The sequence below is a fragment of the Nonomuraea endophytica genome, from assembly GCF_014203235.1.
Classification (GTDB): Bacteria; Actinomycetota; Actinomycetes; order Streptosporangiales; family Streptosporangiaceae; genus Nonomuraea; species Nonomuraea endophytica.
In genome coordinates, this window is the sequence record NZ_JACHIN010000002.1 from 289,417 (window position 1) to 315,735 (window position 26,319).

The 26,319-nt window shown below is 72.5% G+C and carries 25 protein-coding genes; 7 read left to right on the forward strand and 18 right to left on the reverse strand.

All coding sequences use genetic code 11. The features are described from left to right. Nucleotides 1-23: 23 nt before the first annotated feature. The 9 genes from HNR40_RS09455 to HNR40_RS09495 all read right to left on the reverse strand — a co-directional run bounded on the left by HNR40_RS09455 (nt 24) and on the right by HNR40_RS09495 (nt 8,117). Nucleotides 24-545, reverse strand: coding sequence for a GNAT family N-acetyltransferase (locus HNR40_RS09455; RefSeq protein ID WP_184959893.1), 522 nt, complete (start codon nt 543-545; stop codon nt 24-26). Between the two features lie 38 nt (nt 546-583). Then, nucleotides 584-1,402 carry a phytanoyl-CoA dioxygenase family protein gene (locus HNR40_RS09460; RefSeq protein WP_184959894.1) on the reverse strand — a complete coding sequence of 273 codons (819 nt, stop codon included), beginning with the start codon at nt 1,400-1,402 and terminating at the stop codon, nt 584-586. Between the two features lie 73 nt (nt 1,403-1,475). Next, nucleotides 1,476-2,261: a PIG-L deacetylase family protein gene (locus HNR40_RS09465; RefSeq protein ID WP_184959895.1), complete on the reverse strand. Its 786-nt coding sequence runs from the start codon at nt 2,259-2,261 to the stop codon at nt 1,476-1,478. Next, the gene (locus HNR40_RS09470; protein ID WP_184959896.1) at nt 2,258-3,412 is read right to left on the reverse strand and encodes a glycosyltransferase family 4 protein; all 1,155 of its coding nucleotides are present in this window, start codon (nt 3,410-3,412) and stop codon (nt 2,258-2,260) included. The genes HNR40_RS09465 and HNR40_RS09470 overlap by 4 nt, the downstream gene beginning before the upstream one ends. Further along, a complete protein-coding gene (locus tag HNR40_RS09475) occupies nt 3,412-4,542 on the reverse strand; it encodes an acyl-CoA dehydrogenase family protein (RefSeq protein WP_184959897.1) in 1,131 nt (376 codons plus the stop codon). Before HNR40_RS09475 ends, HNR40_RS09470 begins: the two co-directional genes overlap by 1 nt. Next, entirely contained in the window at nt 4,539-4,829 is a 291-nt protein-coding gene (locus HNR40_RS56150) for an acyl carrier protein (RefSeq protein WP_312896257.1), read from the reverse strand. The genes HNR40_RS09475 and HNR40_RS56150 overlap by 4 nt, the downstream gene beginning before the upstream one ends. Before the next feature lie 5 nt (nt 4,830-4,834). Continuing rightward, the gene (locus HNR40_RS09485; protein WP_184959899.1) at nt 4,835-5,695 is read right to left on the reverse strand and encodes a hypothetical protein; all 861 of its coding nucleotides are present in this window, start codon (nt 5,693-5,695) and stop codon (nt 4,835-4,837) included. After that, nucleotides 5,692-7,101 (reverse strand): condensation domain-containing protein, encoded by a 1,410-nt coding sequence (locus HNR40_RS09490; protein ID WP_184959900.1) that lies wholly within the window; start codon nt 7,099-7,101, stop codon nt 5,692-5,694. The genes HNR40_RS09485 and HNR40_RS09490 overlap by 4 nt, the downstream gene beginning before the upstream one ends. Next, nucleotides 7,101-8,117 (reverse strand): ParB/RepB/Spo0J family partition protein, encoded by a 1,017-nt coding sequence (locus tag HNR40_RS09495; RefSeq protein ID WP_221340189.1) that lies wholly within the window; start codon nt 8,115-8,117, stop codon nt 7,101-7,103. The genes HNR40_RS09490 and HNR40_RS09495 overlap by 1 nt, the downstream gene beginning before the upstream one ends. 276 nt (nt 8,118-8,393) lie before the next feature. Between HNR40_RS09495 and HNR40_RS09500 the strand changes: the two genes are divergently transcribed. From HNR40_RS09500 to HNR40_RS09510, 3 genes are read left to right on the forward strand one after another with little or no spacing between them, the layout of a single operon-like run. Next, nucleotides 8,394-9,938, forward strand: coding sequence for an FAD-dependent oxidoreductase (locus tag HNR40_RS09500; RefSeq protein ID WP_184959902.1), 1,545 nt, complete (start codon nt 8,394-8,396; stop codon nt 9,936-9,938). 15 nt (nt 9,939-9,953) lie between these two features. Then, nucleotides 9,954-11,198, forward strand: a complete 1,245-nt coding sequence (locus HNR40_RS09505) for an aminotransferase class III-fold pyridoxal phosphate-dependent enzyme (protein ID WP_184959903.1) — start codon at nt 9,954-9,956, stop codon at nt 11,196-11,198. A gap of 35 nt (nt 11,199-11,233) precedes the next feature. Continuing rightward, entirely contained in the window at nt 11,234-12,811 is a 1,578-nt protein-coding gene (locus HNR40_RS09510) for a bis-aminopropyl spermidine synthase family protein (RefSeq protein ID WP_312896258.1), read from the forward strand. A gap of 13 nt (nt 12,812-12,824) precedes the next feature. On the opposite strand, the gene HNR40_RS09515 is transcribed toward HNR40_RS09510, so the two are convergent. From HNR40_RS09515 to HNR40_RS09535, 5 genes are all read right to left on the reverse strand, one after another. Beyond that, nucleotides 12,825-13,613, reverse strand: a complete 789-nt coding sequence (locus HNR40_RS09515; RefSeq protein ID WP_184959904.1) for a class-II aminoacyl-tRNA synthetase family protein — start codon at nt 13,611-13,613, stop codon at nt 12,825-12,827. Continuing rightward, nucleotides 13,610-14,269, reverse strand: a complete 660-nt coding sequence (locus tag HNR40_RS09520) for a class I SAM-dependent methyltransferase (RefSeq protein ID WP_184959905.1) — start codon at nt 14,267-14,269, stop codon at nt 13,610-13,612. The genes HNR40_RS09515 and HNR40_RS09520 overlap by 4 nt, the downstream gene beginning before the upstream one ends. Nucleotides 14,270-14,347: 78 nt before the next feature. Continuing rightward, on the reverse strand, nt 14,348-15,463 hold the full coding sequence (locus tag HNR40_RS09525; RefSeq protein WP_221340190.1) for a MerR family transcriptional regulator: 1,116 nt from the start codon (nt 15,461-15,463) through the stop codon (nt 14,348-14,350). A gap of 34 nt (nt 15,464-15,497) precedes the next feature. Then, nucleotides 15,498-16,691 (reverse strand): FAD-dependent monooxygenase, encoded by a 1,194-nt coding sequence (locus tag HNR40_RS09530; RefSeq protein ID WP_184959906.1) that lies wholly within the window; start codon nt 16,689-16,691, stop codon nt 15,498-15,500. Beyond that, nucleotides 16,688-17,329, reverse strand: a complete 642-nt coding sequence (locus HNR40_RS09535) for an MFS transporter (protein WP_221340191.1) — start codon at nt 17,327-17,329, stop codon at nt 16,688-16,690. The genes HNR40_RS09530 and HNR40_RS09535 overlap by 4 nt, the downstream gene beginning before the upstream one ends. Nucleotides 17,330-17,418: 89 nt before the next feature. On the opposite strand from HNR40_RS09535, the gene HNR40_RS09540 reads away from it, so the two are divergent. Further along, a complete protein-coding gene (locus HNR40_RS09540) occupies nt 17,419-17,718 on the forward strand; it encodes a hypothetical protein (RefSeq protein WP_184959907.1) in 300 nt (99 codons plus the stop codon). A gap of 24 nt (nt 17,719-17,742) precedes the next feature. Here the strand turns inward: HNR40_RS09540 and HNR40_RS09545 are convergent, their stop codons facing one another. Next, nucleotides 17,743-18,453: a hypothetical protein gene (locus HNR40_RS09545; protein ID WP_184959908.1), complete on the reverse strand. Its 711-nt coding sequence runs from the start codon at nt 18,451-18,453 to the stop codon at nt 17,743-17,745. A gap of 118 nt (nt 18,454-18,571) precedes the next feature. Here HNR40_RS09545 and HNR40_RS09550 point away from each other — a divergent pair, with 118 nt between their 5' ends. After that, complete coding sequence (locus HNR40_RS09550) at nt 18,572-21,688, forward strand: S8 family peptidase (RefSeq protein ID WP_184959909.1); 3,117 nt, start codon at nt 18,572-18,574, stop codon at nt 21,686-21,688. An 88-nt stretch (nt 21,689-21,776) separates the two neighbouring features. Then, on the forward strand, nt 21,777-22,163 hold the full coding sequence (locus tag HNR40_RS09555) for a peptidase inhibitor family I36 protein (RefSeq protein WP_184959911.1): 387 nt from the start codon (nt 21,777-21,779) through the stop codon (nt 22,161-22,163). Nucleotides 22,164-22,215: 52 nt separating this feature from the next. Here HNR40_RS09555 and HNR40_RS09560 read toward each other — a convergent pair whose 3' ends face one another. Both HNR40_RS09560 and HNR40_RS09565 read right to left on the reverse strand, forming a co-directional pair. Continuing rightward, complete coding sequence (locus HNR40_RS09560) at nt 22,216-22,557, reverse strand: VOC family protein (RefSeq protein ID WP_184959913.1); 342 nt, start codon at nt 22,555-22,557, stop codon at nt 22,216-22,218. 84 nt (nt 22,558-22,641) lie between these two features. Further along, nucleotides 22,642-23,595 carry an alpha/beta fold hydrolase gene (locus HNR40_RS09565; RefSeq protein WP_184959915.1) on the reverse strand — a complete coding sequence of 318 codons (954 nt, stop codon included), beginning with the start codon at nt 23,593-23,595 and terminating at the stop codon, nt 22,642-22,644. 243 nt (nt 23,596-23,838) lie between these two features. On the opposite strand from HNR40_RS09565, the gene HNR40_RS09570 reads away from it, so the two are divergent. Next, entirely contained in the window at nt 23,839-24,684 is an 846-nt protein-coding gene (locus HNR40_RS09570; protein WP_184959917.1) for a GNAT family N-acetyltransferase, read from the forward strand. Here HNR40_RS09570 and HNR40_RS09575 read toward each other — a convergent pair. Further along, on the reverse strand, nt 24,645-26,255 hold the full coding sequence (locus HNR40_RS09575; RefSeq protein WP_184959919.1) for a PucR family transcriptional regulator: 1,611 nt from the start codon (nt 26,253-26,255) through the stop codon (nt 24,645-24,647). The genes HNR40_RS09570 and HNR40_RS09575 overlap by 40 nt on opposite strands. Between the last annotated feature and the right edge of the window lie 64 nt (nt 26,256-26,319).

Sequence of the window (26,319 nt, forward strand, 5' to 3'; positions counted from 1 at the left end):
CCAGGCGTTTCGCGGATGAATGCTCACTCGTAGTGGTTGAACACCACGGCGTCCTGCAGCCACGCGCTCCGCGCCCGCCAGAACGCCATGCCGTCCTTCCAGGTCGGGTTGACCTCGGCGCGGAACATCCGCGCCCGGCGGCGACGGAACTCCGCGATCGCGCCCTCCACGAGCGCGGACCCGATGCCGCGGCGGCGGCTCTCCTGCCGGACGTAGAACTCGCGGACGGAGCCGACGCGGAAGTCGTTGACCGACTGGGTCTGGATCTCCCCGGTCAGGAACCCCTCCAGCTCGTGCCCGCTGTCGGCCACCAGGCAGAACGACAGCTCGTCGGTGAGCGCGGCCCGGAGCAGATCCCTGGTGCCCTCAAGCGGGTCGCGGGTGAACGCCTCCACCTCCGACACCTCGGGCCGCGCGGGTACGGCCACGCCCGGCCCCCAGCGGTCGTAGGAGAGCAGGGGCACATGCTCACCGGCGTTCATGCCCCACAGCAGCAGCACCTCTTCGACGTCCTGCTCGGTGATCAGACGGACCTCGTACGGCACGTGCCCTCCCTGAAGGCGCGGACGGGACGGCGCGGTGGTCACTCCGCCCCGCCTTCTGACAGGGCGCCGACCGGGTGGCCGACGTACTCGGCGGCCACCTCGACGGCCAGCGCCTCGACCTCGCCGCGTACCTCTGCTTCCAGCAGGACCGACGGCTCGGCGCGCAGCCACGACGCGGCCAGCAGCAGCCACAACATCGGGCGGGCCGTGCCGGTGGTGTTCGTGGTGCCCCGGTGCCACAGGCGCACGTCGCGCACCAGCACGTCGCCGGCGCGCATGGCGACGCGCTCGGGTGGCCGGGCCGGCCGCCGTTCCTCCAGGAGTTCCTCGCGTACGCACAGCGAGCCGGGACGGTAGACGTCCTGGGAGGCCAGTTCGTGGGTGCCGGGCCAGACCTCGATGCTGCCGTTGTCCGCGCCGGTGCCGACCAGGGCGATGTTGACGGCCAGCATGAACGGCGGGTGGGCCACGCTCCCCGGCCACAGCGGCTCCCAGTCGGCGTGGACCGGCTGCGGCCGGAAGCCGGGCAGCACGGTGTGGCCGTGGTAGCTGAGCACGCGGGGCGCGGTCAGCGGCCCGCGGCACAGGGCGAGCACGGCCGGATGACCGAGGAACGCCGCCACGTGCCCGTCGACGCCGCCGGGGGGACGGTGCCGCATGTGGCCGTCGTCGTAGGCCATGAGGGCGTCGTGGTGGTCCACCAGCAGGGGGACCTCGGCGAGCATGCGCGCACCGACCTCACGGGCCCGGCCGGCCAGGCCGGTGCCGGTGAGCAGCACGGCGCCGTCGGCGGCGAGTGCCCCGGTCGCGCCGGGCAGCCACGTGGCCTGATCGGGCGAGACGTCGAAGGACCGCACGGACGGGGACGGTGCCATAGGACCTCCGGTTCCGGAGACGGGCAGGATGTTATCAATGGGTTTGCCGGGCATGTCAATGATCTCCATCCGGGGGCGGGGCGGCGTCCCAGTGGCGTTCGGCCGGGCTGTCGCCGCCGGCCGCGCGGGCGTGTGCGAGCAGCTGGTCCGGCCAGTCGTCGTCCCAGAGCATGGGGTGCTGTGACCGGTACGCGGCGGCGGCCTCGATCTTGCGCCGCCAGTCGTCGTCCGTCAGGGGCTCGGCGGCCGCCGGGCGGTGACGTGGTTGTTCGAGTGCGTAGGGCAGGTCCTCGTACCAGCGGGCCCGCGGCCCGTCCGCGACCTCCCGCAGGGCCGTCGCGCAGCCCTGTGCCGTCAGCACGTGGTCGAGGTGACCGCCGATCGCCGCGGGCGCGTGCACCTCGTCCGGCGCCAGCCGGGAGATCCATGCGCCCAGTTCGGCGGCGACGGCCTCGGCCAGTGCGAGGTCGTCAGGGCCCGGCGGCGAGAAGAGGTCGTCCCCGGCCGCGCAGCGGGGTGAGCCGCCGGGTCCGCGCCGGTAGAGCGCCTCCAGGAAGTCCAGGTGCACCGGCTCGGCGCCCAGGACCGCGCAGGCCCGCAGGTCCTCGTCACGGCGCAGCCGCATGCCGGCGGCGGCCGATTCGCCGATCGCCGGGCAGGCTTCACGCCACCAGGTGTGGTACTGCTCCGCGTACGGCGGCATCGGGTCGCCCGCGCACCCGGCGAACACCGTCACCACCACGACCCGCGCCCCTCGGGAGGTCAGCGCGGCGATCGTGCCGCCGCGGGACAGCACGGCGTCGTCGAGATGCGCCGACACGACGAGCGCCGTGCGGCTCATCGGACCGCCTCCGCCAGCCGCGCCCGGAGCAGGCGGTAGCGGCTCTCCCAGGTCAGCTCGCGCCCCCGGCCCAGCGCCCGCCTCCTCAGCTCGGCCCGCAGGGCGGGCTCGCGGAGCAGGCGTCCGAGCTGCCGGGCGAGATCGCCCGGCCGCCGGTAGTCGAAGTAGCGCACCGCGTCCCGTCCCACCTCGGGCACTCCCCCGCGCGCGCTCGCCAGGCAGGCCAGCCCGCTGGCCAGGCCCTCGGTCAGGACGAGAGGGCTGGCGTCCTCACACAGCGAGGGCACACAGAGCACGTCGGCCGCGCGGTACACCTCTCCGATGACGGCCCGGTCCACGAACGGCGAGAACTCCACCCGGTCGCCCAGCAAGGACGCGCGGTGCTTCACCTGCCGCTCGTACCGGTCCGGCGCGGAGGACGCGTGCAGTTCGGCGTTGCCCACCATCCGCAGCCGGAATCGCGCACCGGCGCGTGCCAGCTCCACGCTGGCGTTGATCAGCGCCATCGGTCCCTTCTCCGGGGCGAGCCGGCCGGTGAAGAGCACGACCGGCGCCTCCCCCGGCGGCTGCGGGCCGGGGTGGAACCTGGCCGGGTCGTGCCCGTTGAGCACCACCGCGACCGCTGACAGTGGCAGGCCGGTCCCGTCGAGGAAGCGCTCGGCCACGAACCGGCTCACGCACACCACCAGGTCCGCCTCGGCCACCACGCGCGCCCGCTCGGCCGCCGGGAACGAGCGGAACATGTCGGCGTGCAGGTAGAGGCAGATCCGCGCGCGCGGCCGGATCCGCCGCAGCTCCGGGACGGCGGCGACCGCGTTGTGCAGCACGACCGGTCCGTCGAAGCCGGCCGGCAGCGCCTCCAGAGCGGGCTGGAAGAACGCGGCGTAGTGGGCGCGGCGCTCGCCCCGCCCGGCCGACTCGTCGTCCTCCCGCCGGGCGTGCTCGTCCAGCGTCTCGCCGGGGCTGTCGTAGACGAGCAGCCGTTCCTCCCGCGACCTGTGCTCCCCCGCGCGGTCGGCGACGATCACCGTGTCGCCGCCGTGCCGGGTGTGCTCACGGGTGAGGTCGGCGGCGACCGTGCCGAGCGAGCCGCCGCTGGCCGGTGAGTAGACCTCGCCGGGCGGGAGCACGTGTGCCCAGGTCTCGCCCATCACCGATCCCTGGCCACGAGGGCGAGCTGGGAGCTGATGGCCACCAGGCGCTCGTTGTTGATCATCAGGGGCGCCGACAGCAGGTCGCGCAGGATCCGGGCCACGGAGTAGGGGCCGTCCTCGGAGTAGCCGGCCATGCCGCACGCCCGCATGGCCGCCAGTGCGACGTCCACGGCGACCTGTGACGTGGCCAGCTTGAGGGCGTTGACCCTGAGCGTGAAGGCGACGGTCGGCTCCGCGGCTCCGGTCATGACGTCCTGTGTGTCCCTGGCCGCGGCGTCGAGCTGCGCCTCCAGGCCAGCCAGCCGCCAGCGCATCTCGGCCAGGCTTGAGCTCGGCGGTCCCGCGCTCTCCCCGCGTGCCCTCGCATAACGCACGGCCCGGTCGGCGGCCTCGGACGCCAGGCCGTACCAGACTCCGGCCCACAGCACGTGGGACAGCGGGGTCATGACGCGGGCGACGAGGTCGCCGAACGGCACCGGCAGGATCCGCCACTCCTCGAACTCGGCGCTGACCCGCAGCGCCGGGCTGCACGTCCCGCGCATGCCGAGAGGGTTCCAGCCGCCCAGGACCTCCAGCCGCGTACGCGCGGAGTCGGCGAGCACGGCGACCTGGTCGCTGGGCGGTGAGTCCGGACCCCGGCGGGCGCTGACGAGCAGGGCGTCGGCCTCGACGCCGTAGGAGACGGTGGTGGCGCGCTTGTCCAGGCGGGCGCCGGAGCCGTCGCGTTCGACCGCGCAGGAGCTGGTGCGCAGCGCGCCGCCGATGCCCGCCTCGCTGGTGGCCGAGGCGATGAGGAGCTGGTCGCGTACGACCATGGTCACGGCTTCGCGCAGTTCCGGCGCTCCTTCGCCGACGAGCAGGCAGGCGAGCTGCACCTGGTGCATCGCCCAGATCATGGCGGTGGCGCCGCAGCCGCGCGCCAGGGCCGCGGCCATGCCGGCGAGCGCGGGCACGTCCGCGCCGAGGCCCCCGCGTTCCACCGGGGCGGCGGCGGCGAGCAGGCCGTGCGCGCGCAGGGCCGACAGCGCCTCCTTGGGGAAACGCGCGTCCCTGTCGACCGTGGAAGCGTGCTCGGCCAGCACCCCGCCGGCCAGCTCCCGGCAGGTCCGCTGCGGATCTCCGGTCATGGGCGGTCGTCTCCCCGCGTCAGGCCCATGACCGCGTCCGTGATGACGGCCAGCGACCGGAACGTCGCCCGGGTGAGCAGCTCGTCGGGGAACTCGACCCGGAACTCGTCCTCCACCGCGACCATGACGCCCACCATCGCGAGCGACTCCATCCCCAGCTCCCATAGGTCGGCCTCGGCGTCCACGGACTCGATGACGCCGGGCAGCAGGTCCTTTCTGACCAGCAGGTCGCGCACGCGGCTCTCCACGTGAGTGCGCTCGTCACCGTGTACGGCTCTCGCAGGCACCGCGTTCATCCTCTCGGTCCGGTCTGCACAGCAGTCGCGAAGGACACCCCGGCCGGGCGGCCGGCGTCCAGTCCCACGGGCCCCATCTCCCCGGAGATGCGGGCGAGGACGGCCCCGGTGGAGCTGAGCACGTCCCACTCGGCGGGGTCGAGCAGCCCCCAGCGCAGCATCGCCCCCACGATCAGCGGGTCGTGCGGCACCCACACCCCCTCGTTCTCGATCTCCGCCCAGTAGTGCAGGACGGAGAACGGCGGCGAGATGATCACGCCCTGGGCGAGGCGGATCGGCAGGCCGCGGCGACGGCCCTCGCGCACCAGGAAGAGCGAGCCGCCCGTGCAGTCCGCGATGCCGGTGCGCTCGACGAAGTCCAGGTCGAGCCCGACCGTCATGGGCAGGCGCACGAACCTGACGCGGCCGAACTCCTCCAGCAGCTCCGCGGCGCGCGGCTCCGGCTTGGGCCAGGCGGCGGGCAGGTCGAAGTGGGCGACCGCCGAGCCTTCCGGGCACGGGGTCCAGCCGGTCGGCAGCAGGACGTGGAAGTCGCAGTCCTGGTCCTCGCCGGGTTCGTGGGCGCACTCCGGCACGTACTCGATTTCGGCGCGCGCGGCCGTACCGGAGCGCAGGCCTTTCGCCCACGAGGGCGGGCCGAACGTCCACAGGGAGCGGACACCCAGGTCGAGTGAGACGTTGAGCAGGTCGAAGTGGTCGAAGCCGTCCGGGCCGCCGAGCCCGGCGGCGAGCATGGCCCGCAGCACGTCGGAGGGCAGGCCGTAGTCGCGCTCGGCCGAGCTCCACGGCACCTCCGGGTTCCGGGCATCGTCCGGGATCAGCCGCAGCGAGCGCAGCGTCCCGTCGGGCACGCTCACGCGGTCGCCTCCCCTCGGGGTGGGGCGATGCCGGTCAGCGTGCCCACGTCGGCCGGGCGGATCTCGCCGAACGCCGACTCGACCAGCAGCCGCTCGATGCCGGACAGCACGTCACGCAGGGCGCCGGCGTCCAGGTAGCGGGCGTCGGCGTGCAGGGTCAGCCGGAGCATCTCGGGGGTGTCCTCGGCGTACAGCGCGAACTTCTCCTGCTCCACCGCGGGCTCCGGCCGGATGAGGCTGTCGCGCAGCGCCTGCAGCACGGCCGCCTCGTCGACCGAGCCGACCAGCCGGCGCTCCGGACGGGTCTCCTCGCGCATGTCGTTGAACACACACGACAGGTCGAGCCGGACGCCGCGTTCCTCCTCCGTCTCCTGGATGATCCGGCGTAGCTCCCGCTTGTCGTACAGGCCGTTGCGGTAGGCGCGGAGCGAGGCGGTCCAGGCTCGGGTGACGACGTCGCCGAAACTCTCCCCGCGCAGGTCCAGCGTGACGAGCGCGCCCTGGATCATGCAGGCGACCGCGCGCCGCTCCGGCTCCTGGGTGCGGTTGGCGCAGATGAGCTGGACCGCGCAGACCGGCATCCCGGTGTACGCGCCGAGCACCAGCCCCGTCGCCCCGAGCAGGATCGCCGTCCCGCTGACGTCGTACCGCCTCGCCTGGAGGTTCAGGGCGAGGTCGGCGGCCCTGGAGAAGAGGACCGCCGCGTGGTAGGAAGGCGGGCCCGGCTCACCTTCTGCGGGGAACATCGTGGGCGGGACCGTGGCCAGCCTGGCGCGCCAGTGGTCCAGCGCGCCCGCGAGCCGCCGGCCGCCCTCGTCGGAGCGTTCGTAGGCGGCCTGCTCCAGCGGCTGCCGGGCGGTGGGCGGCGCGGGCCGTACCAGACCTTTGGCGCGGGCCTCGACCATCGCGGCCAGGTCGGCGACGAGATTGCGCATGCCGCCGCCGTCGGCCGCGGTGTGCGCGATGCTCAGCAGAACGGCCAGCGGCTCGCCCGCGCGGTGAAAGACCGTGGGACGTAACGGCAGCTCAGCGGAGAGGTCCCACGGCAACCGCTCCACCACCTGGCGGCGCCCGGCCAGCGCCGCCCACAGCCCGTCGCCGTCGGGGCCGAGGTCGGCCAGGTCCACGGGCAGCCGGCCCGCGCTCGTGACCGTCTGCGTCAGCCGGCCGGCGGCGTCCTCGGTCAGGAAGGTGCGGAGCGACTCGTGCCGGCACATCAGCGCGCCCAGCTCGTCCAGCACGTCCTCGACGGTGAGCCCGGCCGGCACCTCCACCTCGCCGGAGGGGTTGAAGAACGCCTCGCTCGGGTCCTTGGCGGTGATGTCCAGCCACATGGAGACCTGTCCGCAGGTGGCGGGTCCCGAACCGGTGCTCTGCCCGGTGAACTCGGCCGATCGTCGTTCCACTACTGCCCCCTTGCCTGCGAGCGGGAGTGCGGCGGGCCCTCCGCCTGGTCGTCGAGGCGCTCCCGCACGTCGTGGGCGAAGTCGATCCAGATCTCCGCGCACTGCAGTGCCAGGTCGGCCACGATGGGCGCCAGGTGTGAGGGGACCGCGTCGAGCAGGTTCGGCTGCATGTCCTTGGCCGTCACGTGAATGTGCATCCAGCGGAGCAGGTGCCTGCCCGCCTCGGACAGCCGCAGCGACGGGTCGCGCTGAATGGACTGCAGCCGCATGACCACATCGGTGGTCCGGTGCTCCGGGCGGCGGCGTTTGGGGGTGCGCGCGGCCACGGGGCCGGCGTCGGCGTGCCGTTCCGCGGTCTGTGCGGCCAGGGGGTCCTCGCCGCGCCGGATCCGCTGGCGTACGGCGTGCGCGGTGCCGACCGACACCGCCGCGTCCTGCGCGATCTTCCGCAGGGAGGCGTCGGGGTTGGCGGCGATCACCATGGCCGCGCGCACCCGGCCCTCCTCGGCGTTCAGCGGACGGCGGCGGCCGTCCTTGCCGACGCGGGCGTTCAACTGTGGAAAATCCACGGTCGAGCACTGCCGCAGTCCGCTCACGGTCTTCGCCGACAGCCCCGTGACCTCGGCGATCGACCGGTCGGACATGCCTGGATGGGATTCGATGATGCGGAGCGCCGCCGCGCGCCGGTCCTGCAGCGACAGCGGCAGGCCGTGGGTGGCGTTGGCCCGCACCGCCGCCAGGAAGACCGCTTCCTCGCTCCCCTCGAAGAACCGTGCGTCGATCATCTGCCGGCCGTTGAGGATGGCGGCACCGAGGCGGTGCATCCCGTCGATCACGCGCATGGTCTCGCGGTGGACGAGGATGGGGGGAAGTCCGGTCTCCACGGCGGCCAGCCGGCGGACGTGGTCCTCATCCACTCCGAGGAGACGTGGCGAGTCCCCCCTTTTCAGGAGCTTGATGTGCAGCGCATATACCTGGCGCGTGTCGTCGTTGTCGCGTTCCGATTCAACTCCCACGATACTCCCGGTGTGTGAGACGGCCACCGGTGCTAGCCCACGACAGTGTGGACGACGGCTTGCAAGGGCCATATAAGAGCACACAAGATCGCACTCAGTCCATAACCCCAACTGTGGTCGATCCGTTTCCCGGGAATTCCCGCATATTGCTCCATATTTGAACTACCGCTATCTGTCATTATTAGTGACGGATAGTAATTCCGGACTGTTTGACGTGATCGCCGGGTTCGTTGCTAACCTGTGACCCTTGCGAAGATCACGCACTCCGGGGGGCTGGTGAGCGCTGTGCTGGACGCCTCGGCCGTCTATCGCTCGGCCGACGTGTGCGTCATCGGCAGCGGTCCCGGCGGGGCCGTCACGGCCCACCTCCTGGCCCGGCGCGGCCTGCGGGTGCTGCTGCTGGAAGCGGGCGACCGGGTCGGTCCCGGCGCGACGCTCGAAGCACTCGAACCCGGATGGGAACCCGCGCTCGCCCGCCTGGGACGAGGCCGACCGGCCCTCGTCGGGCGGCCCTGGTCGGCGAAGGCCCTCGGCGGCGGGATGGGCCTGTTCGCCGGCATCGGATTCCGGCTGCGACACGTCGACTTCGACGCCCGCGAGCACGTCGCCGACGACGCCCTCGACCCCCGCTGGCCCATCGCCTACGCCGACCTGCGCGAGCACTACGACGAGATGGAACGCCTGCTCGGCGTCGCCAGAACCCACGGCGCCGACCCGCTCGAACCCGACGGCGCACCCGCCTCGCTGCCGCCGCACGCCTACAGCCCGCCCGGCCGCCTGCTCGCCGGCGCCGGCCGCCACCTGGGCCTGCGCCCTTTCCCGACGCCCCTGCTCATCAACTCCACCGAGTACGCCGGCCGCCCCGCCTGCCACGGCTGCGGCCCCTGCAACGAGCACGCCTGCCCCACCGGCGCCAAGGCGGACGTGGTCTCCACCCTGCTGGACCCGGCCGTCGAGGAGAACTCGCTCGTGGTGGCGACGGGCGGCCGGGCGCTGCGCGTCCACGCCTCCGCCTGCGACCGGGTCAGCTCGGTCGAATGGCTCGACCAGCGCGCCAAGGTCCGGCACACGACGCGGGCGAGGTGCGTGGTGCTGGCCGCGAACGCCGTACAGTCCTCGGCCCTTCTCCTGCGCTCGCCCTCACGCTGGTCACCGGCGGGCCTGGGCAACCGCCACGACGTCGTGGGGCGCGGTCTCTGCTTCAAGGTCAGCGGGTACGCCGCCGGCACCGTAGCCACGCGGAGCGCCCAAAGCAGCGGCGGCCCGTTCTCGACCGTGTCCTTCTCCGACCACTACCTCGACGACGCCTGCCCGAAAGGCCTGGGCGGCATCATGTACGAGGCCAGCCCGGCCGAACGCGCGCCCCGCGACGGAAAGCTGCCGCTGCGCGTGCACTACCTCGCCGCCGACCAGCCGATGTGGCGCAACCGGGTACGCCTGTCCAACAAGAAGAACGGACTCGGCACACCCCAGCTGATGATGGAGTACACGACACATCCCCTGGACGCGGCCCGGCTCCGCTACCTCGCGGAAAAGGCGAAGAAACTCCTCGCGCAGGCCGGCGCCGCCGACATCACGCTCGAAGAGTCCGGCTACGAACGCGGCAGCCGCCATCTGCACGGCGGCTGCCGGGCGGGCGACGACCCCCGGACCTCCGTGGTCGACGCCGACGGCCGGATCCACGACCAGGACAACGTCTACGTGGTGGACGGCGGGTTCTTCCCCTATCCCGGCGGGGTGAATCCGACCTTCACCATCTTGGCGAACGCCTCCCGGATCGCTCGCCGGATCGCCCGGGACCTCGCGACGGCCACCATCTGATTCGAGGGAGAACCCATGGCCAGAACAGCTGCCACGTCCATCGCCCCGGACGGGCGGGCGAGCGCGCTGGCGCTGCCCGGCTCGGGACCGGCCTTCGAGCGGGCCTCCGGCACGCGGGTGTGGGACACGCAGGGCCGCTGCCACGTGGACCTGTCGTCGTGCAGCGGCGCCGCGCCGCTCGGCGCCGGGTACCGGCCGGTGGTGGACGCGGCGGTCGCGGAGATGCACCGCGCGGGCATCCTGCCGGAGGCCACCTCGCCGCTGCGCGAGGAGGGGGCCCGCCGGATCGTCGAGATCTTCCCGTGCGCCCAAGCGGTCGAGTTCTTCCGTACGGGGTCCTGCGCGACGACCGCCGCCGTCCGCCTGGCCCGGCTGCACACCGGCGCGCGTACCGTGCTCACCTCCGGCTATCACGGGTGGCACGACTGGCAGTTGCAGTACCGACCCGCGATGGGGCTGGCCGACCGCGATCCCGACACCGCCGACTTCGGCTACGACCTGGACCTTCTCGAACGGCTGGCGCGCCGGCGCGGCGACCTGGCCGCGGTGATCGTGACGCCCGAGGTGAACGTCTTCCCGGACGAGTTCGCCCGCGAGGTCGAGCGGATCGCCCGCGCCCACGGCGGCCTGGTCATCGTGGACGAGGTGATGACCGGCTTCCGCTACGCCTGGGGCGGCTACCACGCCGCCGCGGGGCTGAATCCCGATCTGATCACGCTGAGCAAGGGCCTGGCCAACGGGTTCGCGCTCTCCGCCGTCGCCGGGGACGCCGCGGTCATGGAGGCGGCCCGCCGTACCCACCTCGGCAACACCTATCAGCGGGAGACCACGCCCTTCGCGGCGGCGCTGGCGACCCTGGACGCGAGTGCCGGCGGGGCCGCGGTCGAGGCGATGCGGGCGGCGGGCGAGCGGCTCATGCGCGGGCTGGACGGCCTGTTCGACGAGGCGTCCGTGGCGGCGTGGGCACGTTCTTGGCCGACCATGTTCGACGTCGTCTTCGCCGATCCGGACCTGGGGCGGCAGTTCTTCGCGGCGCTGCGGGAGAGCGGTTACCCGATGGCGTACGGCCAGCGGTTCATGCCCTCGGCGGCGCTGACGGACGACGACATCGCGGGCTTCCTGGACGCGGCCGCCCGCGCGCTCCCCCACGGTGGCCCGGGGGGACGGGGAGACGGCACGGAGGCGGCCGTCGGCTACGCCGGCGAGCACTTCGCCGCCACCCGCGAGACGGTCGAGCGCTGGTGGCGCTCCGGGGCTTGATCGCGCATACCCGCGACCCCCGTTAGGGTTCCGCTGTGGATGAGGAGCAGAACGTACGCGACCTGGCGGCGGCGACCGGCCTGGACCCGAGGCGCACCGGCGAGGTGCTGACCGCGCTCGGCGAGGGCCCGTGGTGGGCACTTCCCGATCTGGTGCGACGGACCGCCGTCTCCAGGCGCTCGATCGAGGCGATGCTCCGCGAGGTGGGCCCGGAACGCTCCGGCGACCGCTACCGCCTGTCCCCCGAGCGCGTGCGCGCCCTGCTCTGCACCGGTCACGCTCCGGTTGTCGCCGCCGGGCCCGTCGACCATCTCCTGCCCGGCCACGCGGACCTGGTCGAGCGGATGGGGAAGCTGATCGCGGGGGCGCCGCGGGCGAGCCAGGCTCTCGACCACGTCTCCGCCACCCCGGAGACCGTGGTGCGGCGGGCGCTGCTGCTCGGGGCGCGGTCCTGGCCGCCGGGGGCGCGCGTGCTGTGCGTCGGCGACCACGACCTGACCTCGCTCGCCATCGCGTCCCTCCACCCCGAGGTGGAGATCGCGGTGGCCGACATCGACGAGCGCATCCTGGCCTACATCGACCGGTGCGCCGCCGAACTCGGGCTGTCGGTGCGCACTCGCTGGGCCGACCTGCGGCTGGGCCTGCCCTCCTCCCTCCACGGCTACGCCGACGTGACCGTGACCGACCCGCCCTACACCCCGGAGGGCATCGGGCTGTTCGTCGCGCGGTGCGTGGAGGGGCTCCGGGATCCGGAGCAGGGGCGGGTGATGCTGGCGTACGGGGCCAGCGAGCGTACGCCGATGCTCGCGCTGAAGGTACAGACCTCCCTGCACGACCTCAACATGGCCTACGAGGCCATGTATCCCGATCTCAATCGCTATTTCGGGGCGGAGGCCATCGGGTCGGCCGCCGACCTCTACATCCTGCGCCCCACCACGAAGACCAAGCCCGCCGTGGCCGCCCGGGTGGAGCGGTTCGCCGCCGCCATCTACACGCACGGGCCGCAGTCGGTGGAGAGCAAGGCCGGCTCCGGGGACGAGCGCTTGCTCAAGCAGGCCACCGAGTTCGCGCCCGAACTGCTGGTGGGCGACTGGCCCGCCGGGTTCCTGCCGCAGACGCCGCGGGTGCGCCTGGCCACGTGGCTGGCCAAGCCGTACGCCGCCGCGCCCGAGCGGGTGGCCGTCGCCGTGCCCGCCGGCCTGGAGACGGCGCTGCCCCGCCTGCTGCTCGCGGCGAGGGCGGGCCACGTCCGCGCCTTCCCCGCCGAGCCTCCGGGGGACGTGAAGGAGACCGCCGCGCTGCTGTCGCCGGTCTACACGATCACCGTCCAGGACGCCGCCATCGACGCGGTACGGCGTCCGCCCGCCGACGACCCGGCCGAGCTGTTGCTGCGCCGGCTCCTGGACCGGGCCCACGGCAAACTCATCAACACGTGGCGGGAAGGGCTGATCCGCGCCCATGACGGGCTGACCAAGCGGCAGGCCCGCGACCTCGTCCTGCGGATCGCTCCCTGGGCCGACGAGGTCACCGCGCTTGAGCTCCCGCTGCACCGCCTGGCTGAGCTGGGCGAAGCCGTACGCACGACACTGCGCGAGGCGACGGGGGCGACCTGACCAACCCGCGCGACTACGCTGTCAGGGCGGCGCTCACTGAGGTGGGCCAGTGCTCCGGCATCGGGCCGTGGGCGTGTTGGAGGGCGAGCAGCAGGCGGTCCAGGCCGACGCCGAGGCAGGCGGTGTGGGCGGGCGTACCGTCGGCGGTCCGGATGCCGAACGCCGCTCCGAAGTGCTCCTTGTGGTAGTTGACCGAGACCACCGCCTGACGGACGTCCGGCGCGACGTCGGCCGCGAGCTCCCACTTGAGCCCGTCGGCCTGTTGCGCGGCGGCGAGCAGCTTGCCCGTCCGCCCCCAGAACGGGTCGTTCGCCAGACCGGCCTCCGGCCGCACGCCCAGGGACTCCAGCCAGCCGGTGAGCCGGTCGAGGCGGTCGTCGCGCCAGGTCAGGCACTGCTCGGGGGTACCCAGCAGGACGGTCTCGAACATGCGGAAGGATCTGAGGCGGCCGCGCTCGGTCGTGGCCTCCTGGCGGAAGCAGTCGGCGACCACGGTGAGTTCTTCCGGCCCGTCGAGGGTGCGCCCCTCGTAGCGGGGATAGACGTGGTAGCAGGCCGCCGGTGTCAGCACCAGGTCCGTGGCCGCGCCGCCCTGGCTGACCGTGCCGAGCAGATGCGGGAAGGACGCGGCGTAACCCGCCCGCTCCGCCACCGAGGCGGCGAGGACGGGCGGTGCCCGCAGGTGACACAGCGGCTCCCCGGCGCACAACCGGCGCAGGGCGTGAACCACGGTCGCGACCATTTCGTCGGCAGCCCCGTCGAGGAGGGTCACCCCGGGCGCCGGGGTCGGTTCCGCGTTCACGGACCGGCCAGCGCGGTGCCGCAGACCACGATGGGGAACTCCGTGCCGTCTCCGTCCTCCTCCGGCTGGCCGCTCTCCTCGGCGGCCAGGCCGTACAGGAAGGCCGTGGCGCCGCGCAGCCCGCCGTACCCGCGACACTGAACGGAGTCCGGCCCGAACACCTCGGCCAGCAGGTCGCGCAGCCCGGCCGGGGTGAACCTCCACCGGTCGGCCATGAGCGCGTCGTCCACCGGGTCGGTACGGCTGATCCCCGGCACCGTCACCAGCAGGCTGCCTCCGGGTACGAGGCTGCGCCGCACGTTGACCAGGGCCGCGCGGGGATCCCGTACGTACTGGAGTGTCTGGATGAGCAGAACGCAGCGATAGCGCGCGGCGGGCAGGGACTCGTGCCCGGCCAGGTCGGCGATCAGCGTGGCGTCCTCGTTGTCCGGGTCGATGTCCACGACGTCGGTCTGTGCGGTTTCGCCGGCGAACCGCCGGGCGTAGACGTTCTCACCGACCTCCAGGAGCGGCGGGCGGATCAGGTGGGCCCCGGCCGACAGGAAGGCGTCGATGTACCGGCGGTCGATGGGGGTGCCGCGGTCGTAGCCGAAGCAGTCGCTGAAGGGCTCGGCCCTGGCCAGGACGCCCCATGACGACGGCCCGAGGTCACCCATCCCGCACTCCCCCCGGTCACGATCACGCAGGGAGCAGCATCGCATTCACCCGCGAAAACGGGCAAGAAATGCGCCGGTTCAGGCGATGAGCAGGCGGAGGCCGAGATCCGCCGCGTCGAGGCCGGCGACGTCGCCGTTGCGCTCGGCCCACCGGCCGGAGTCGAGGTCCTCGCCGAGACTCCGCACCGCCCGCCGCTCGACCTCCGGCCCGACCTTCGTCCACACCGACATCGCCCGGCGCACACGATCTTCCAGGTACGCCCCCGGCCGCCGCCAGTACGCCTCGAAGAGGCCGTCGGCGCAGTCCCACGGGATGGGCACCGGCTCGGCGCGGGCGTCGATCGCCCCGGCCATCCCGGCGAGCGGGGGAAACTCCGCGAGGACGGCGGCGAACTCGGGCAGGTAGTCGCGGGTGAGCCAGAACCGGTCCTGCCAGCCGGGCTCGTCGGTGTCGAACGTCAGCACCACCACGCGACGGGCCACCCGCCGCATCTCGCGCAGCCCCGCGATCGGGTCGCCCCAGTGGTGAACGGTGGAGACGGCCATCGCGACGTCGAAGGACCGGTCCTCGAACGGCAGGCTCTCCGCGGCGGCGGCCACGCACGGCGCCGACCCGGCGGGCCGCTGGCTCCGCATGACCGCCGACGGCTCCGCCGCCGTCACCTCCCGATCGGCGGGCTCGTACGAGCCGGTGCCGGCCCCGACGTTCAGGACCGTGCGCGCGTCGCCGAGCGCGTCCCAGATCTGCGCGGCGATCCTTGGCTCGGTACGCCGGGTCGCGGTGTACGCGCCGCCGATCTCGTCGTACAGCCGTGCGCCGAGCACCTCCAGTTGTTCCGCCGGTGTCACGTTCAGCCCCTTCGCCCGCGCCTCAAGCTCCCTGTCGATGGCCGCCACCATGGCGTCGGCGCGGTCACGTCGCTCCAGCAGCAGGCCGCGCAGCCGGCGCAGGTGCGCGACCGCGTCGGTGGACGGGTCGCCGACCAGTTCCGCGACCTCGCGCAGCCCGAAGCCCAGCCGCCGGTAGGCCAGCACCTCCCGCAGCCGCTCCACGTCGCCCGCCGAATAGGCCCGGTACCCGGCCGAGGTCCGCGCCGACGGCCGGACCAGCCCGATCTCGTCGTAGTGGTGCAGTGTGCGGACGCTCACACCGGCCAGCCCGGCCACGTGTCCCACGGTCCAGTGATCCTCCACGGCCCCGACTATGCCGCCTGACGCCACGTGAGGGTCAACCGGTCATCATGGGTGTGAATTCGGGCAGGGTGAGGGCCGAATGGGCCGGTCGTCCCTCAGCCGGGGGGATGGCGCTGAGCTTGCGGAGCCTGTCGTTGCGCTGCTCCAGGGCCTCCGCGGTGGTCGGGAAGAGGGTGGTGCCGCCCTCGCCGACCAGCCCCTGGTTCACGGTCACGAACTCGCGGGTGCCGTCTTCGTAGGCGGCGAAGCCCCCGGCGTGGTCCCGGTCCGCCAGCGAACCGGCCAGCATGTACGCGCCGACGAGCGCCAGGCTGGTGCCCTGCCCGCTGAGGAACGAGGGCGCGTACGCGGCGTCGCCCACCAGCGCGACCCGGCCGCTGGACCAGCGGGGCATCCGGATCTGGCTGACCGCGTCGAAGAACACGTCGTCCGCCTCGCGCATGGCGGCCAGCATGCCCGGAACCTCCCAGCCGGCGTCGGCGAAGACCGAGGCGACCAGGTCCCGCTGCGCCTCCGGGTCGGGGAACGCGTCGAACGGCGGTACCGGTTGTGCGAAGTTCAGGAAGGCGTGCACCTCGTCGTCGTCCCCCACGGCGTAGAGGGCCGCCGCCCTGCCCGGGGTGTTCCACATCACGGTCTCGTGGGAGAGCCCGAACGTGTTGGGCATGGTGAACACGGCGAAGCAGTAACCGAGATACCGGTGGAACTGCTCCTCCGGCCCGAACAACATCTCTCGGGTGCGCGAGTGCGTGCCCTCAGCGCCGATCACCATGTCGAACGTACGGCTGCCGCCCCCGTGGAAGGTGACGTCGACCCCGCGGCCTGACTGGTCGAGCGTGTCGATGGAGTCGTCGAACAGGAACTCCACGTCGTCACGGACCGCCGTGTAGAGCGCGTTGTTCAGGTCCCCGCGCCGCACCTCCAGGTCCCGCCCCGCGACACCGCCGCTGACGGCGTGCGGATGGATCGAGGCCACCTGGCCGCCGTCCCCGTCGAGGAAGGTCAGCCGGCGCAGGTCGATGTGCGCCTCCCGCAGCCGCGGCAGGATCCCCATCCTCCGGACGACCTCCAGCGCGGTGCCGCGCACGTCGATGGGGTAGCCGCCGGCGCGGAGCGTGCCCGCCTTCTCCACCACCGTGACCGCGTGTCCGTGGCGGTTCAGCCAGAACGCGAGGGCGGGCCCGGCGATGCTCGCCCCCGAGATCAGAATCTTGCGCCTCGGCGTCATTCCTTGACTCCTTTGCTCATGGTACGGACGACAAGCAGCGACAGCGCCGTGACGACGCCGGCGATGACGAAGCCGGTGATGTAGGCCGATTCGGCCGGGACACTCGACCAGGGGGCGGTCCCGGCGGTGAGGAAGGCGCCGCTGACCTGCGCGCCCGCGGCGAAGCCGATCACCCGGGTCACCAGGACCAGGCTGGTGGCGGTGCCGGTGTTGCCGTGATCGACGGAGGTGGCGGTCTTGACGACCATGGCCGTAATGCAGACACCACTGGCCAGGGCGACCAGCGCCTTGGCGACGACGAGGTGCCAGACCTCGCTGTGCAGGAACGCCAGGGTGAGCAGCGTCGCCGCCATGACGCCGACTCCGGCGGTGACCACGGCGGTCGAGCCGAAACGCCGCGCCGCGAACCCGCCCAGCGGCCCGCTGATCGCCGCCGCGATGGCTCCGGGCAGCAGGTACCGCCCGATGTCGGTGGAGCTGGCCGCGAAGCCGTATCCGTCGGCGGACAGCGAGAACAGCTGCGGAACGAGGAACATCGACACCGCGGTGCCCACGCAGACCGCGAAGGTTACGCGGTGGGCCGCTGACGGCACCGATTCGGTCAGCGAAAGGTCGGTGTTCGGCCTGGGTCGTATCAACGCGGCGTTGCCTGGGCGGTATCTGGGTTTGGGTTGTGGGCGGGGGTCGCCAGATCGGTACCACCCGGGACAACACAGAAGGAGACAGCATGACGATCATGCGGGCGGCGGCACGGTTGACGTCCATCGGGCTGGTCGGTGTCGCCATCGGCGTGCTGCCGGCACTGCCCACGCTCGCCGAGGCGCAGAAGCCGGCGGCGGCAGCGTGCAACCCGGCCAGGCTGGTGGCGAAGGCCAAGAAGGCCGGCAAGCAGGTCACCATGAAGAAGGCGAGGAGGCTGTGCGCGCTCATGGACGGCGGAGTCAAGTCGCAGGCACCGACGCCCGCGACCAAGCCGGGTTCCGTCCCGGTCACGGACCTGCTGAACGGCCTGATCAAGCAGCGCTGACCCTAAACCCTCAGTGATCGGCGGTCACCAGCTCAGCGCCTTCGGCCGCCCCGGCGATGCAGGCGGCCGGTTGCCCAGGATCCGTACGCCCAGCGGAACCAACGCCACGCACAGCAGAGCGGCGGCCAGCACGTCGGGGATCGAGGCGCTCTTCAGCACGCCCATCCAGGTGCCTCCGGCCAGAAGCAGCATCAAGGCGCGGGCCGTACCGAGGAGGCCGGATCGCCAGGCGGCGACGGCCAGCAGGAGCGAGCCCGCGTACTGGCCGACCGAGGCCCAGACCGGCACCAGCCACGGTCCGTAGGAGATGTCGACGTACTCCTTCATGATCGCGTTCGTGGCCTGGTCCAGCCCGATGACCTCGGTGAGCTGGAAGGCGGTCTGGTCGGCACCGGCGAAGTACAGGCGGGCGAAGAGCCCGGCGGCCAGCAGCGTGGCGCCCCAGAAGGCGAGGCCGCCGCCCACCCGCTGGGCCAGGGCGATGAAGGCGGGGAACATCAGCAGCGCCCCCAGCGTGAAGACCGCGTAGGCGAGGGCGAACAGGGCGGGTTCGGCGGTGTAGCCCAGGAGCTGGCCGTAGGCGGCGAACGGCTGTGCTTCGGCCCATAGCTGCTGCTGAGGCGTGAGTGCGGTGACCGTGCTCAGGTGGCGGAGCAGGAAGCCGGCGCACAGGACCGCCGGCCCCACGACGAGCGTCACCCCGCCGATCCACCGCCCGGGAAAGTCTGCGTTCATGGCACGCAGTCTGGCGACGGCGTGCCGGGCCGCTCATCCGCCGATCGTCAACCGCCACCCCTGCCGAAAGTCAGGTCCGGGCGGTAACAAGCCGATCTTGCCGGACATTGACACGATCATGAAGACGTTAAGCAGATCAGTGCTGGCCGCCCTCCTGGCGGCCGCGATCGGCGTCACCCCGGCCGCGGCGGCGCGGGCGCCGGCCCCGCGGGCGAACGCGGTGACCCTGATCACCGGCGACCGGGTCGTGCTCGCCGGGCAGGGCCACCGGGTGGAACCGGGCCCCGGCAGGCAGGTCGGCTTCATGAAGCAGGTGCGCGGGGGCCACCTGTACGTGATCCCCTCCGACGCGATGCCACTGGTCACCCAGGGTGTGCTGGACCGCCGGCTGTTCGACGTCACCCAACTGCTGGCCTGGCGGTACGGCGACGCCGACACCCCCGACATCCCCATCATCGAGCAGGGCTTCACCGCCCCGCTGGGCTCCGCACAGGTACGGCGGCTGCCCACCCTGGGCATGAACGCGGCCCGTGTTCCCAAGGCCGAGGCCGCCCAGGCCTGGCGGCAGCTCACCGCAGCTCGCACGCTGGCGGCGGGCCGTACCAAAGTGTGGCTGGACGGCCGCAGGCCGTTCACGCTGGACGAGAGCGTCAAGCAGATCGGCGCGCCCCAGGCGTGGCAGCAGGGCATGACGGGCAAGGGCGTCACCGTCGCGGTGCTCGACTCCGGTTACGACGCCGAGCACCCGGCCTTCAAGGACGCGGTCGTGCAGGAGCGGAACTTCAGCGACGAACCCGACATGCGCGACGACCTCGGCCACGGCACCCACGTCTCCTCGATCGTGCTCGGCCGGGGCGAGAAGTACCGGGGCGTGGCGCCCGAGGCGAGCCTGGCCATGGGCAAGGTGGGCGGGCGAAAGGGGCCGACCGACTCGGCCATCCTCGCCGGCATGGAGTGGGCGGCGGTCGAGGTCAAGGCCAAGGTCGTCAACATGAGCTTCGGCGCTCCCGACGGCCCCGAACTGGACCCGCTGGAGCAGGCGGTCAACACGCTGTCGGAGCGGACCGGCACGCTGTTCGTCGCGGGGGCCGGAAACGATGCGCCCAAGGGCAAGGTGATCAGTCCGGGCAGCGCCGAGGCGGCGCTCACCGTGGGCGCGGTCGACAGGCAGGGCCGGATGGCCGACTTCTCCAGCCCGGGGCCGAGGGTGAGCGACCACGCGATCAAACCCGACGTGACCGCACCCGGCGTGGAGATCGTGGCCGCAGCTCCCGGCGGCGGCCATCGGCCGATGAGCGGCACGTCGATGGCCACCCCGCACGTGGCGGGCGCCGCGGCGATCCTGGCCCAGCGCCATCCGGACTGGACGGGCGCGCAGCTCAAGGCCGCGCTGACCGGCAGCGCCGCCGCCGTCCCCGGCGCGACGCTCTATCAGCAGGGAGCGGGCACGATCGATCTGGTACGCGCGCTGCGCCAGCAGGTCGTCCCCCGTCAGGCGAACCTGTGGGCGAGCTTCCCCTGGGACGACGCCGGCGGGCGGACCGCGACCAGGACGATCACCTACGCCAACTCCGGCGACACCCCGCTCACCCTCGACCTGTCGGCCGACGGCGAGGTGCTGAAGCTGCCGTCCGGCCAGGTCACGGTCCCGGCCCGGGGCGAGGCGTCGGTCACGCTCACCATCGACGCCGCCGGGAAGGCCGCGGGCGACCACCCGGGAACGGTCACCGCCAGGTCGGGCGAGACGGTCATCCGCACCCTGGCCGGCGCGTACGTCGAGCCGGAGTCCTACGACGCGATCATCACCATCATCGGCAAGCAGGGCCTGCCCACCGACCCCTTCTTCAGTGAGATCTACGACCCCAGGACCGGAACCGTTCACGTTCCGGCCTACCGGGACGGCGTGGCCAGGGTCCGGCTGCCGGAAGGCGACTGGAATCTCTACGCGTTCCTCTGGCAGCGGGTCGAGGGCAAGACGGTCCGGACGCTCGCCGACAGCCCGCTGAAGGTGGACGGCGGCGACCAGCGGGTCACCGTGGACACGCGCCGGGCCAAGCCGGTGAAGATCAGCATCGACGATCCGGATGCCCGGCTCCAGGACACGTTCGCGCTCGGGCTGGACCACGGCAAGTGGAACGCCTGGGGATTCATGGGCGGCGTGGACGTCAACTCCGAGCTCTTCGTCGTTCCGGCCCCGTCGCCCGGCCTGATCTACACCCTGGCGACCACCTGGAACAGCAAGGACGCCTACACGCTGGTGGACCGGCGCAGCGGCGGCCTGCCCGAGGACCCCACGTATCACGCCAAGCGAAAGGACCTGGCCAAGATCACCGCCACCTACCGCGCCGCCGCGGCGCAGGCCACGGGCAGGCCGCTGGTCGGACTGCACGGCTTCGGCCTGGACGCGCCGGCCGGCGAGATCGCCCTGCCCGGCACTCTTACCCACTACCTCACGCCCGGGGTGAAGTACGACAGCGGGTTCGAGGTCGGCACGTCGCTCATGTCCGACGGGGGGAGGGTCATGAAGCGCGGGCACACCAGTGAGGTGTGGAACACCGCGGTCACCGGGCCGTCGTTCCTGTCGCCGGGCGGCAGCCGTACCGGGGACGGCTTGAGCTTCTCCGCGCTGGGGATGTTCGCCGACGGCGGCGCGGACAGAACGGGCACGGACCTCGCCGCCACCGGCGTCGCCACGCTCGCCAAGGGCGGTCAGGTGCTGGCCAGGGCCGATCTCGCCAACTGCGACGTCTACCAGCCGGAGGGCTGCGAACTGCGCGCGGACCTGCCCGCCGGGCCGGGCCGCTACACGCTGACCGCGTCGATGAGCAGGGACGTCCCGCACTCCACGCTGTCCACCGGGGTGGAGTCGCTGTGGTCGTTCCGCTCGGCGACCACGGCCGGGGAGCGGCCGCTGCCGCTCATGGCGGTCCGCTACAGCCCGGAGGGGCTGGACCCGTCCAACCGCGCCAAGGCCGGCGGAGTGACCCGGCTGCCTCTGCGGGTCGAGCGCAACCCCGGTTCGGCGCCGGCGAAGGTGGTGTCGGTCCGGCTGGAGACGTCCGCCGACGACGGCGCGAACTGGCGTCCGGTCCCGGTCGTCCGCGTCGGACGGGACTGGCGCGCGGTGCTGACGAACCCGAGCGCGCCCGGGTTCGTCTCCCTTCGCGCGGCCGTGACCGACAGCGCGGGCGACACGGTGACGCAGACCATCCTGCGGGCGTACGCCGTCGGCTGAGAAGTAGGCCTGAGGATGTGCTGTGCGCAGCCCGGACTCCAACCTAGAGTGATCATCTGATCGCTCTAGGTATCCGAGGAGTAGTTGCATGTTCCACAAGATCACCGTTTCGGCGGCGGCCGCGCTCATCACCCTGAGCTGCGTGAGCGCCGGCGCGTCAGCACAGGCCGCCGCCGCCCCCTCCAGCGAGGCCCTGCGGCGCGCCGCCGACCAGTGCGCGGCCGGCGAGATCTGCTTCTGGCGCGATCGAGACTACCGGGGCACACCCTGGCGGTGGATGCCCTCCAACGGTTACCGGGACATGCCCGGCTACCTGCACGACCACGTCTATTCCTTCTACGCGAACGTGCGCGGCTGCTTCGTCGACTACGACCCTCGCGAGTTCCGCAAGGTGAACATCGGCGACTACGCCATGGCCTACGACACCAGCTTCGGCTCCAGGATCGACGCCGTCGCCGTGCACAGCGCCTGCTGAACCAGCTCCGGCCCTTCCCCTTTTCTTGGGGAAGGGCCGGTTTTCGTCGTGATCAGGTCCCGGTGCCGCCGTAGCTGATCTCGTTGCCCTCCGCGTCCCGGTAGATCACCTTGACCACGCCGCCGCCGAACGTCTCGCGCTCCGCGGGCTCGATGCCCCGCCCGGCGAGCGCGGCCACCCGCTCGTCCAGGTCCTCGACGTACGAGAACACCAGCGCGTGCCCCGCCCGTTTCGGGTCCTGCACGATGTAGACGTAGCGGTGCTCGGCCACCTCCCACACCGCCTCGATCTCGTTCGGCAGGAACGACGGCTCAGCGCCGAAGAACCGCTCGTACCACGGCAGCGCCGTCGCGTAGTCGGTGACGGGGATTCCGGCGAAGAGGTCCAGCGCCATGATGCCTCCGCGGGTAGTCGACAGGTCGCCGGTACTGACCCCGGCAGCTTCGCAAACTCATCGGTGACAGCACTGGCATCCTGCTCAGGCGGGGAGGGAGGCGAGCCAGCCGGTGAGGATGCGGTTGACCTCGTCGCCGCACTCCTGCTGGACCCAGTGGCCGCAGCCGTCGAGGATGTGTGAGCCGAGCAGGCCGGGCAGCGTGGCGGGGTACGCCCGGATCGCCTCGCTGAGCCATGTGGTGGAGGCGTCCAGGGCTCCGCCGATGAACAGGGACGGCTGCGGGATGGGCCGGCCGGAGTAGGCGGCGAGGTCTTCCCAGTCGCGGTCCATGTTGCGGTAGCGGTTGAGGGCCCCGGTCAGGCCGGTCCGCTCGAACTCCGCGGCGTACAGGTCGAGGTCGTCCTCGCCGAGCCAGGACGGCAGCCGGTCCACCGGAAAACGATCACGCAGTCGTCCTCCGGGGCTGACGAAGTGCGGGTCGCGTGCGGGCATGGTGCCGGCGGACAGGGCGGCGTAGATGCCCGCCAGCCAGCCTCGGACATCTGGTTCGATCTCCGCTTCGGCCCTGCCGGGTTCCTGGAAGTAGGACACGTAGAACTCGTCGTCGCCGCCCATCCCGGCGAAGACCTCGCTGGGCCGCGGGCCGCCGGGCGGCGTATAGGGAACGCTCAGCAGGGCGACGGCGCGGAAGACGTCCGGGCGGGTGAGGGCGGAGGCCGCGGCGATGCTCGCGCCCCAGTCGTGCCCGACGATCACCGCGCTGTCCGCGCCGAGCGCCTCCACGACGGCGACGTTGTCCTCGACCAGTTCGAGCATCCGGTACGCGGACGCCTCCGCCGGTTTGGAGGAGCGCCCGTAGCCGCGAACGTCGACGGCCACGGCGCGGTATCCGGCCGCGGCCAGAGCGGTCAGCTGATGGCGCCAGGAGTACCAGAACTCCGGGAATCCGTGCACCAGAAGCACCAGCGGGCCGGCGCCGTGCTCCACGAGATGCGTCCTGCCCGCCGGAGAGGTGACCAGCCGGTGTGTGAACATGCGTTCTCCGTTCCTGTGGATACGCAGCATGAAACCTCGGCGGAGGACATCGCAAATGGCTTTGCCACTTCGGCAAAGAGCGCCGTTCGTTTGGATCACCCAAGGAGTCCGGCGGAATTTGTGGGTCGGTCTGTGCCGCTGCCCATGCCTCGCCGGTCAGGATGGCCCGGTCCGTATGAAGGCGTGAGGTGGAGCAGAAGCGTGATGACGAATGGCGGCAAGTCTCCTGGTGCCGGGGACGCAGTGCTGGTTGCGGACGGCTGGCTGCTCGGCGCGGCCTCGCTCGCCGCTGACGCGGCCGAGCGTGCCGGAGTGACGATCGAGCCGGCCTCCTCGCAGGCCGACTGCGAGGCCGCGAGCCGGCTCTTCGATCATGTCTGGAACCAGCAGGAGAGCAGCCTGCTCACCCCGGGCGCGTTGATCGCGCTCGCTCACAGCGGCAACTACGTCGCCGTGGTGCGGGCCGGTGACCGGGTGGTGGGCGCGGCGGCGGGCTTCTTCGGGCCGCCGTGGGCGCGTACGTTGCACAGTCATCTCGCGGGCGTCCTGCCCGAGCTGCGCGGGCGCGGGGCGGGGAACGCCCTGAAACTGCACCAGCGGCACTGGGCGCTGAGCATGGGAGCCACGAACATCACCTGGACGTTCGACCCCCTCGTGGCCCGCAACGCCTACCTCAACGTGCACCGCCTGGGCGCCCGCATCGACCATTACTTCGAGAACTTCTACGGCGCCATGGGCGACACGCTCAACGGGCACGACGACTCGGACCGGGCGCTGGCGAACTGGAACCTGCTGCGTCCATATCCGCACCCGCAGGCCGGTCTGGACAGGGAGCCGCACTACCTGCTCCGCCGGGACGGCGACCGCCCGCTCCTGGAGAGCCCCGGCTCGGCAGCCGAACTGCTCGCGCTGCAGATCCCGGCGGACATCGAGACCCTGCGGCACACGAACCCGCCCGCCGCCAGCGCGTGGCGGGCCGGTCTGCGCAAGGCGATGACGTGGGCGCTCTCCGACGGCTGGGCTGTCGTGGACGTCCGCCGGGACGGCTGCTACCTGCTGGAACGCCCGGTGGCGGGCTCCGGCGGGTAAAGATGCAGCTGGAGCTGCAGCGTGAACCTCGCGGCCGGGTCGTCGAGCGAGAACTCCCCGATCTCCGACATCCGCTTGAGCCGGTACCGGAAGGTGTTCTGGTGGACGTGGGTCGCCACGGAGGCGGCCATCACGTCGCCGTGGGCGTCCAGCCAGGCGCGCAACGTCTCCACCATGAACGTCGAGTCCCGGGTCTCGTCATAGGCGAGCAGCCGGGCGTAGGCGCCGAACGGCCCGCGCTTCGAGCTCGCGGCGAGGTCGCGCAGCTCCATGAGGAGGGCCTCCACCTCGACGTCGGAGGCGCGGGCCACCCGGTCGGCCCACGGCGCCGATGACGGCTCGGGCGGACGCCGTCCCAGCACCCGCAGCGCGCGGTCCGCGTCCGCCCGGGACAGCTCCAGCTCGGCGGCCTCGTGCACGACCCTGCCGATGCCGATGACGGCGCCCTCGGCGCCGCGTCCGATGAAGCTCCGGCAGGTGAGTTCGAGGCTGACCTCGGTGTCCTCGCGCCGGGACGGCACGAGCGCGTAGACGGTGTCGTCGAGCAGCGCCACGGCGGTGTCGGCCCAGGTCCCGGCCAGGTGGACCTGGAAGGAGACCGCGAGCCGCTGCAGCTTGGTGACGTGTGCCGCGGCCCCGGTGTACGCGCCGTCGGCCGGTTCGTTCAGCGTCAGCGCGACCACGATCAGCGACTGCCCGGCCAGGCGCAGCCGGTCGAGCGCGGAACGGGCCTCGGGCCCGCCGGTGAGAGCGGTGGCCACGAGGTCGGTCCGCAGCCGCCTGGCGCCGTCCGCGCCGGCCCGGAGCTGCAGCATGTGCAGGGCCACTAGCCGGGAGGCGTCGAGCAGCAGGTCGTCCTTCTCGGTGGTGAGCGGCTTGTCGACGACGCCCCAGATCGAGCCCAGGATCTCGTCACCGGCGCGGACGGCGACCGCGACCCGGCCCCGGGTGACACGTCCGTCGGGGAGGTCGAGCGGCGGCAGGAACACCGGGCGCACGGACTCGCGGATCGCGCGCAGCGCCCCGCGTTCCTCGTCGAAGGCCCAGTAGGGCTCGGGAGTGCGGCGACCCAGGATCACCTCGACGCGGATCGGGTCGGTCTCCCCCTGGTGGTCGGAGTAGGCCAGCACCACCGAGTTGCGGTCCTCGATGGTGACGTGGGCGCCGATGAGATCGCTGATGGCGCCGGCCATGCCGAACAGATCGCCGACCTCGCGCCCGCCCAGGTCGCGGACCTTCGGGTGCGGGGGCGACTGCAGGGCCGTCCCGAGCACCGCGATCACCTGCTGCCAGGACACTCCGGCCGGCAGGCCGAGCACGACCATGCCCTCGTCGGGAAGCAGGTCGTCGACGGCCAGCTCGCGTTCGCCCGGCTGCCTGATGAGCACCGCGGCGGCGGCGTGCAGGCAGGCCAGCCGTACCAGCGAGCGGACGTCGTCGGGCGCGGTGACGCCGACGCCGAGCACGATCGCGCCCACGGGGATCGGCGGCGGGTCGTCCGCGTCATGGACGACGACGCCGCCGACGGGCGCCAGGTAGCGGGGCGTGCCCGCGAGGGTGGCGAGCAGCATCGGTCCCAGGTGCTGAAGGACCCTGCCCAGGGTCGGCCCTCGGCCGGCGGGCTCACCGTGGGAG

Excerpts from the sequence above, each read along its gene's own strand:
- HNR40_RS09465 (WP_184959895.1), bottom strand. The coding sequence starts at position 2,261 with ATGAGCCGCACGGCGCTCGTCGTGTCGGCGCATCTCGACGACGCCGTG.
- HNR40_RS09520 (WP_184959905.1), bottom strand. The coding sequence starts at position 14,269 with ATGGGTGACCTCGGGCCGTCGTCATGGGGCGTCCTGGCCAGGGCCGAG.
- HNR40_RS09555 (WP_184959911.1), top strand. The coding sequence starts at position 21,777 with ATGTTCCACAAGATCACCGTTTCGGCGGCGGCCGCGCTCATCACCCTG.
- HNR40_RS09565 (WP_184959915.1), bottom strand. The coding sequence starts at position 23,595 with ATGTTCACACACCGGCTGGTCACCTCTCCGGCGGGCAGGACGCATCTC.
- HNR40_RS09505 (WP_184959903.1), top strand. The coding sequence starts at position 9,954 with ATGGCCAGAACAGCTGCCACGTCCATCGCCCCGGACGGGCGGGCGAGC.
- HNR40_RS09550 (WP_184959909.1), top strand. The coding sequence starts at position 18,572 with ATGAAGACGTTAAGCAGATCAGTGCTGGCCGCCCTCCTGGCGGCCGCG.
- HNR40_RS09575 (WP_184959919.1), bottom strand. The coding sequence starts at position 26,255 with ATGCTGCTCGCCACCCTCGCGGGCACGCCCCGCTACCTGGCGCCCGTC.
- HNR40_RS09470 (WP_184959896.1), bottom strand. The coding sequence starts at position 3,412 with ATGGGCGAGACCTGGGCACACGTGCTCCCGCCCGGCGAGGTCTACTCA.
- HNR40_RS09530 (WP_184959906.1), bottom strand. The coding sequence starts at position 16,691 with ATGACGCCGAGGCGCAAGATTCTGATCTCGGGGGCGAGCATCGCCGGG.
- HNR40_RS09545 (WP_184959908.1), bottom strand. The coding sequence starts at position 18,453 with ATGAACGCAGACTTTCCCGGGCGGTGGATCGGCGGGGTGACGCTCGTC.
- HNR40_RS09540 (WP_184959907.1), top strand. The coding sequence starts at position 17,419 with ATGACGATCATGCGGGCGGCGGCACGGTTGACGTCCATCGGGCTGGTC.
- HNR40_RS09475 (WP_184959897.1), bottom strand. The coding sequence starts at position 4,542 with ATGACCGGAGATCCGCAGCGGACCTGCCGGGAGCTGGCCGGCGGGGTG.
- HNR40_RS09560 (WP_184959913.1), bottom strand. The coding sequence starts at position 22,557 with ATGGCGCTGGACCTCTTCGCCGGAATCCCCGTCACCGACTACGCGACG.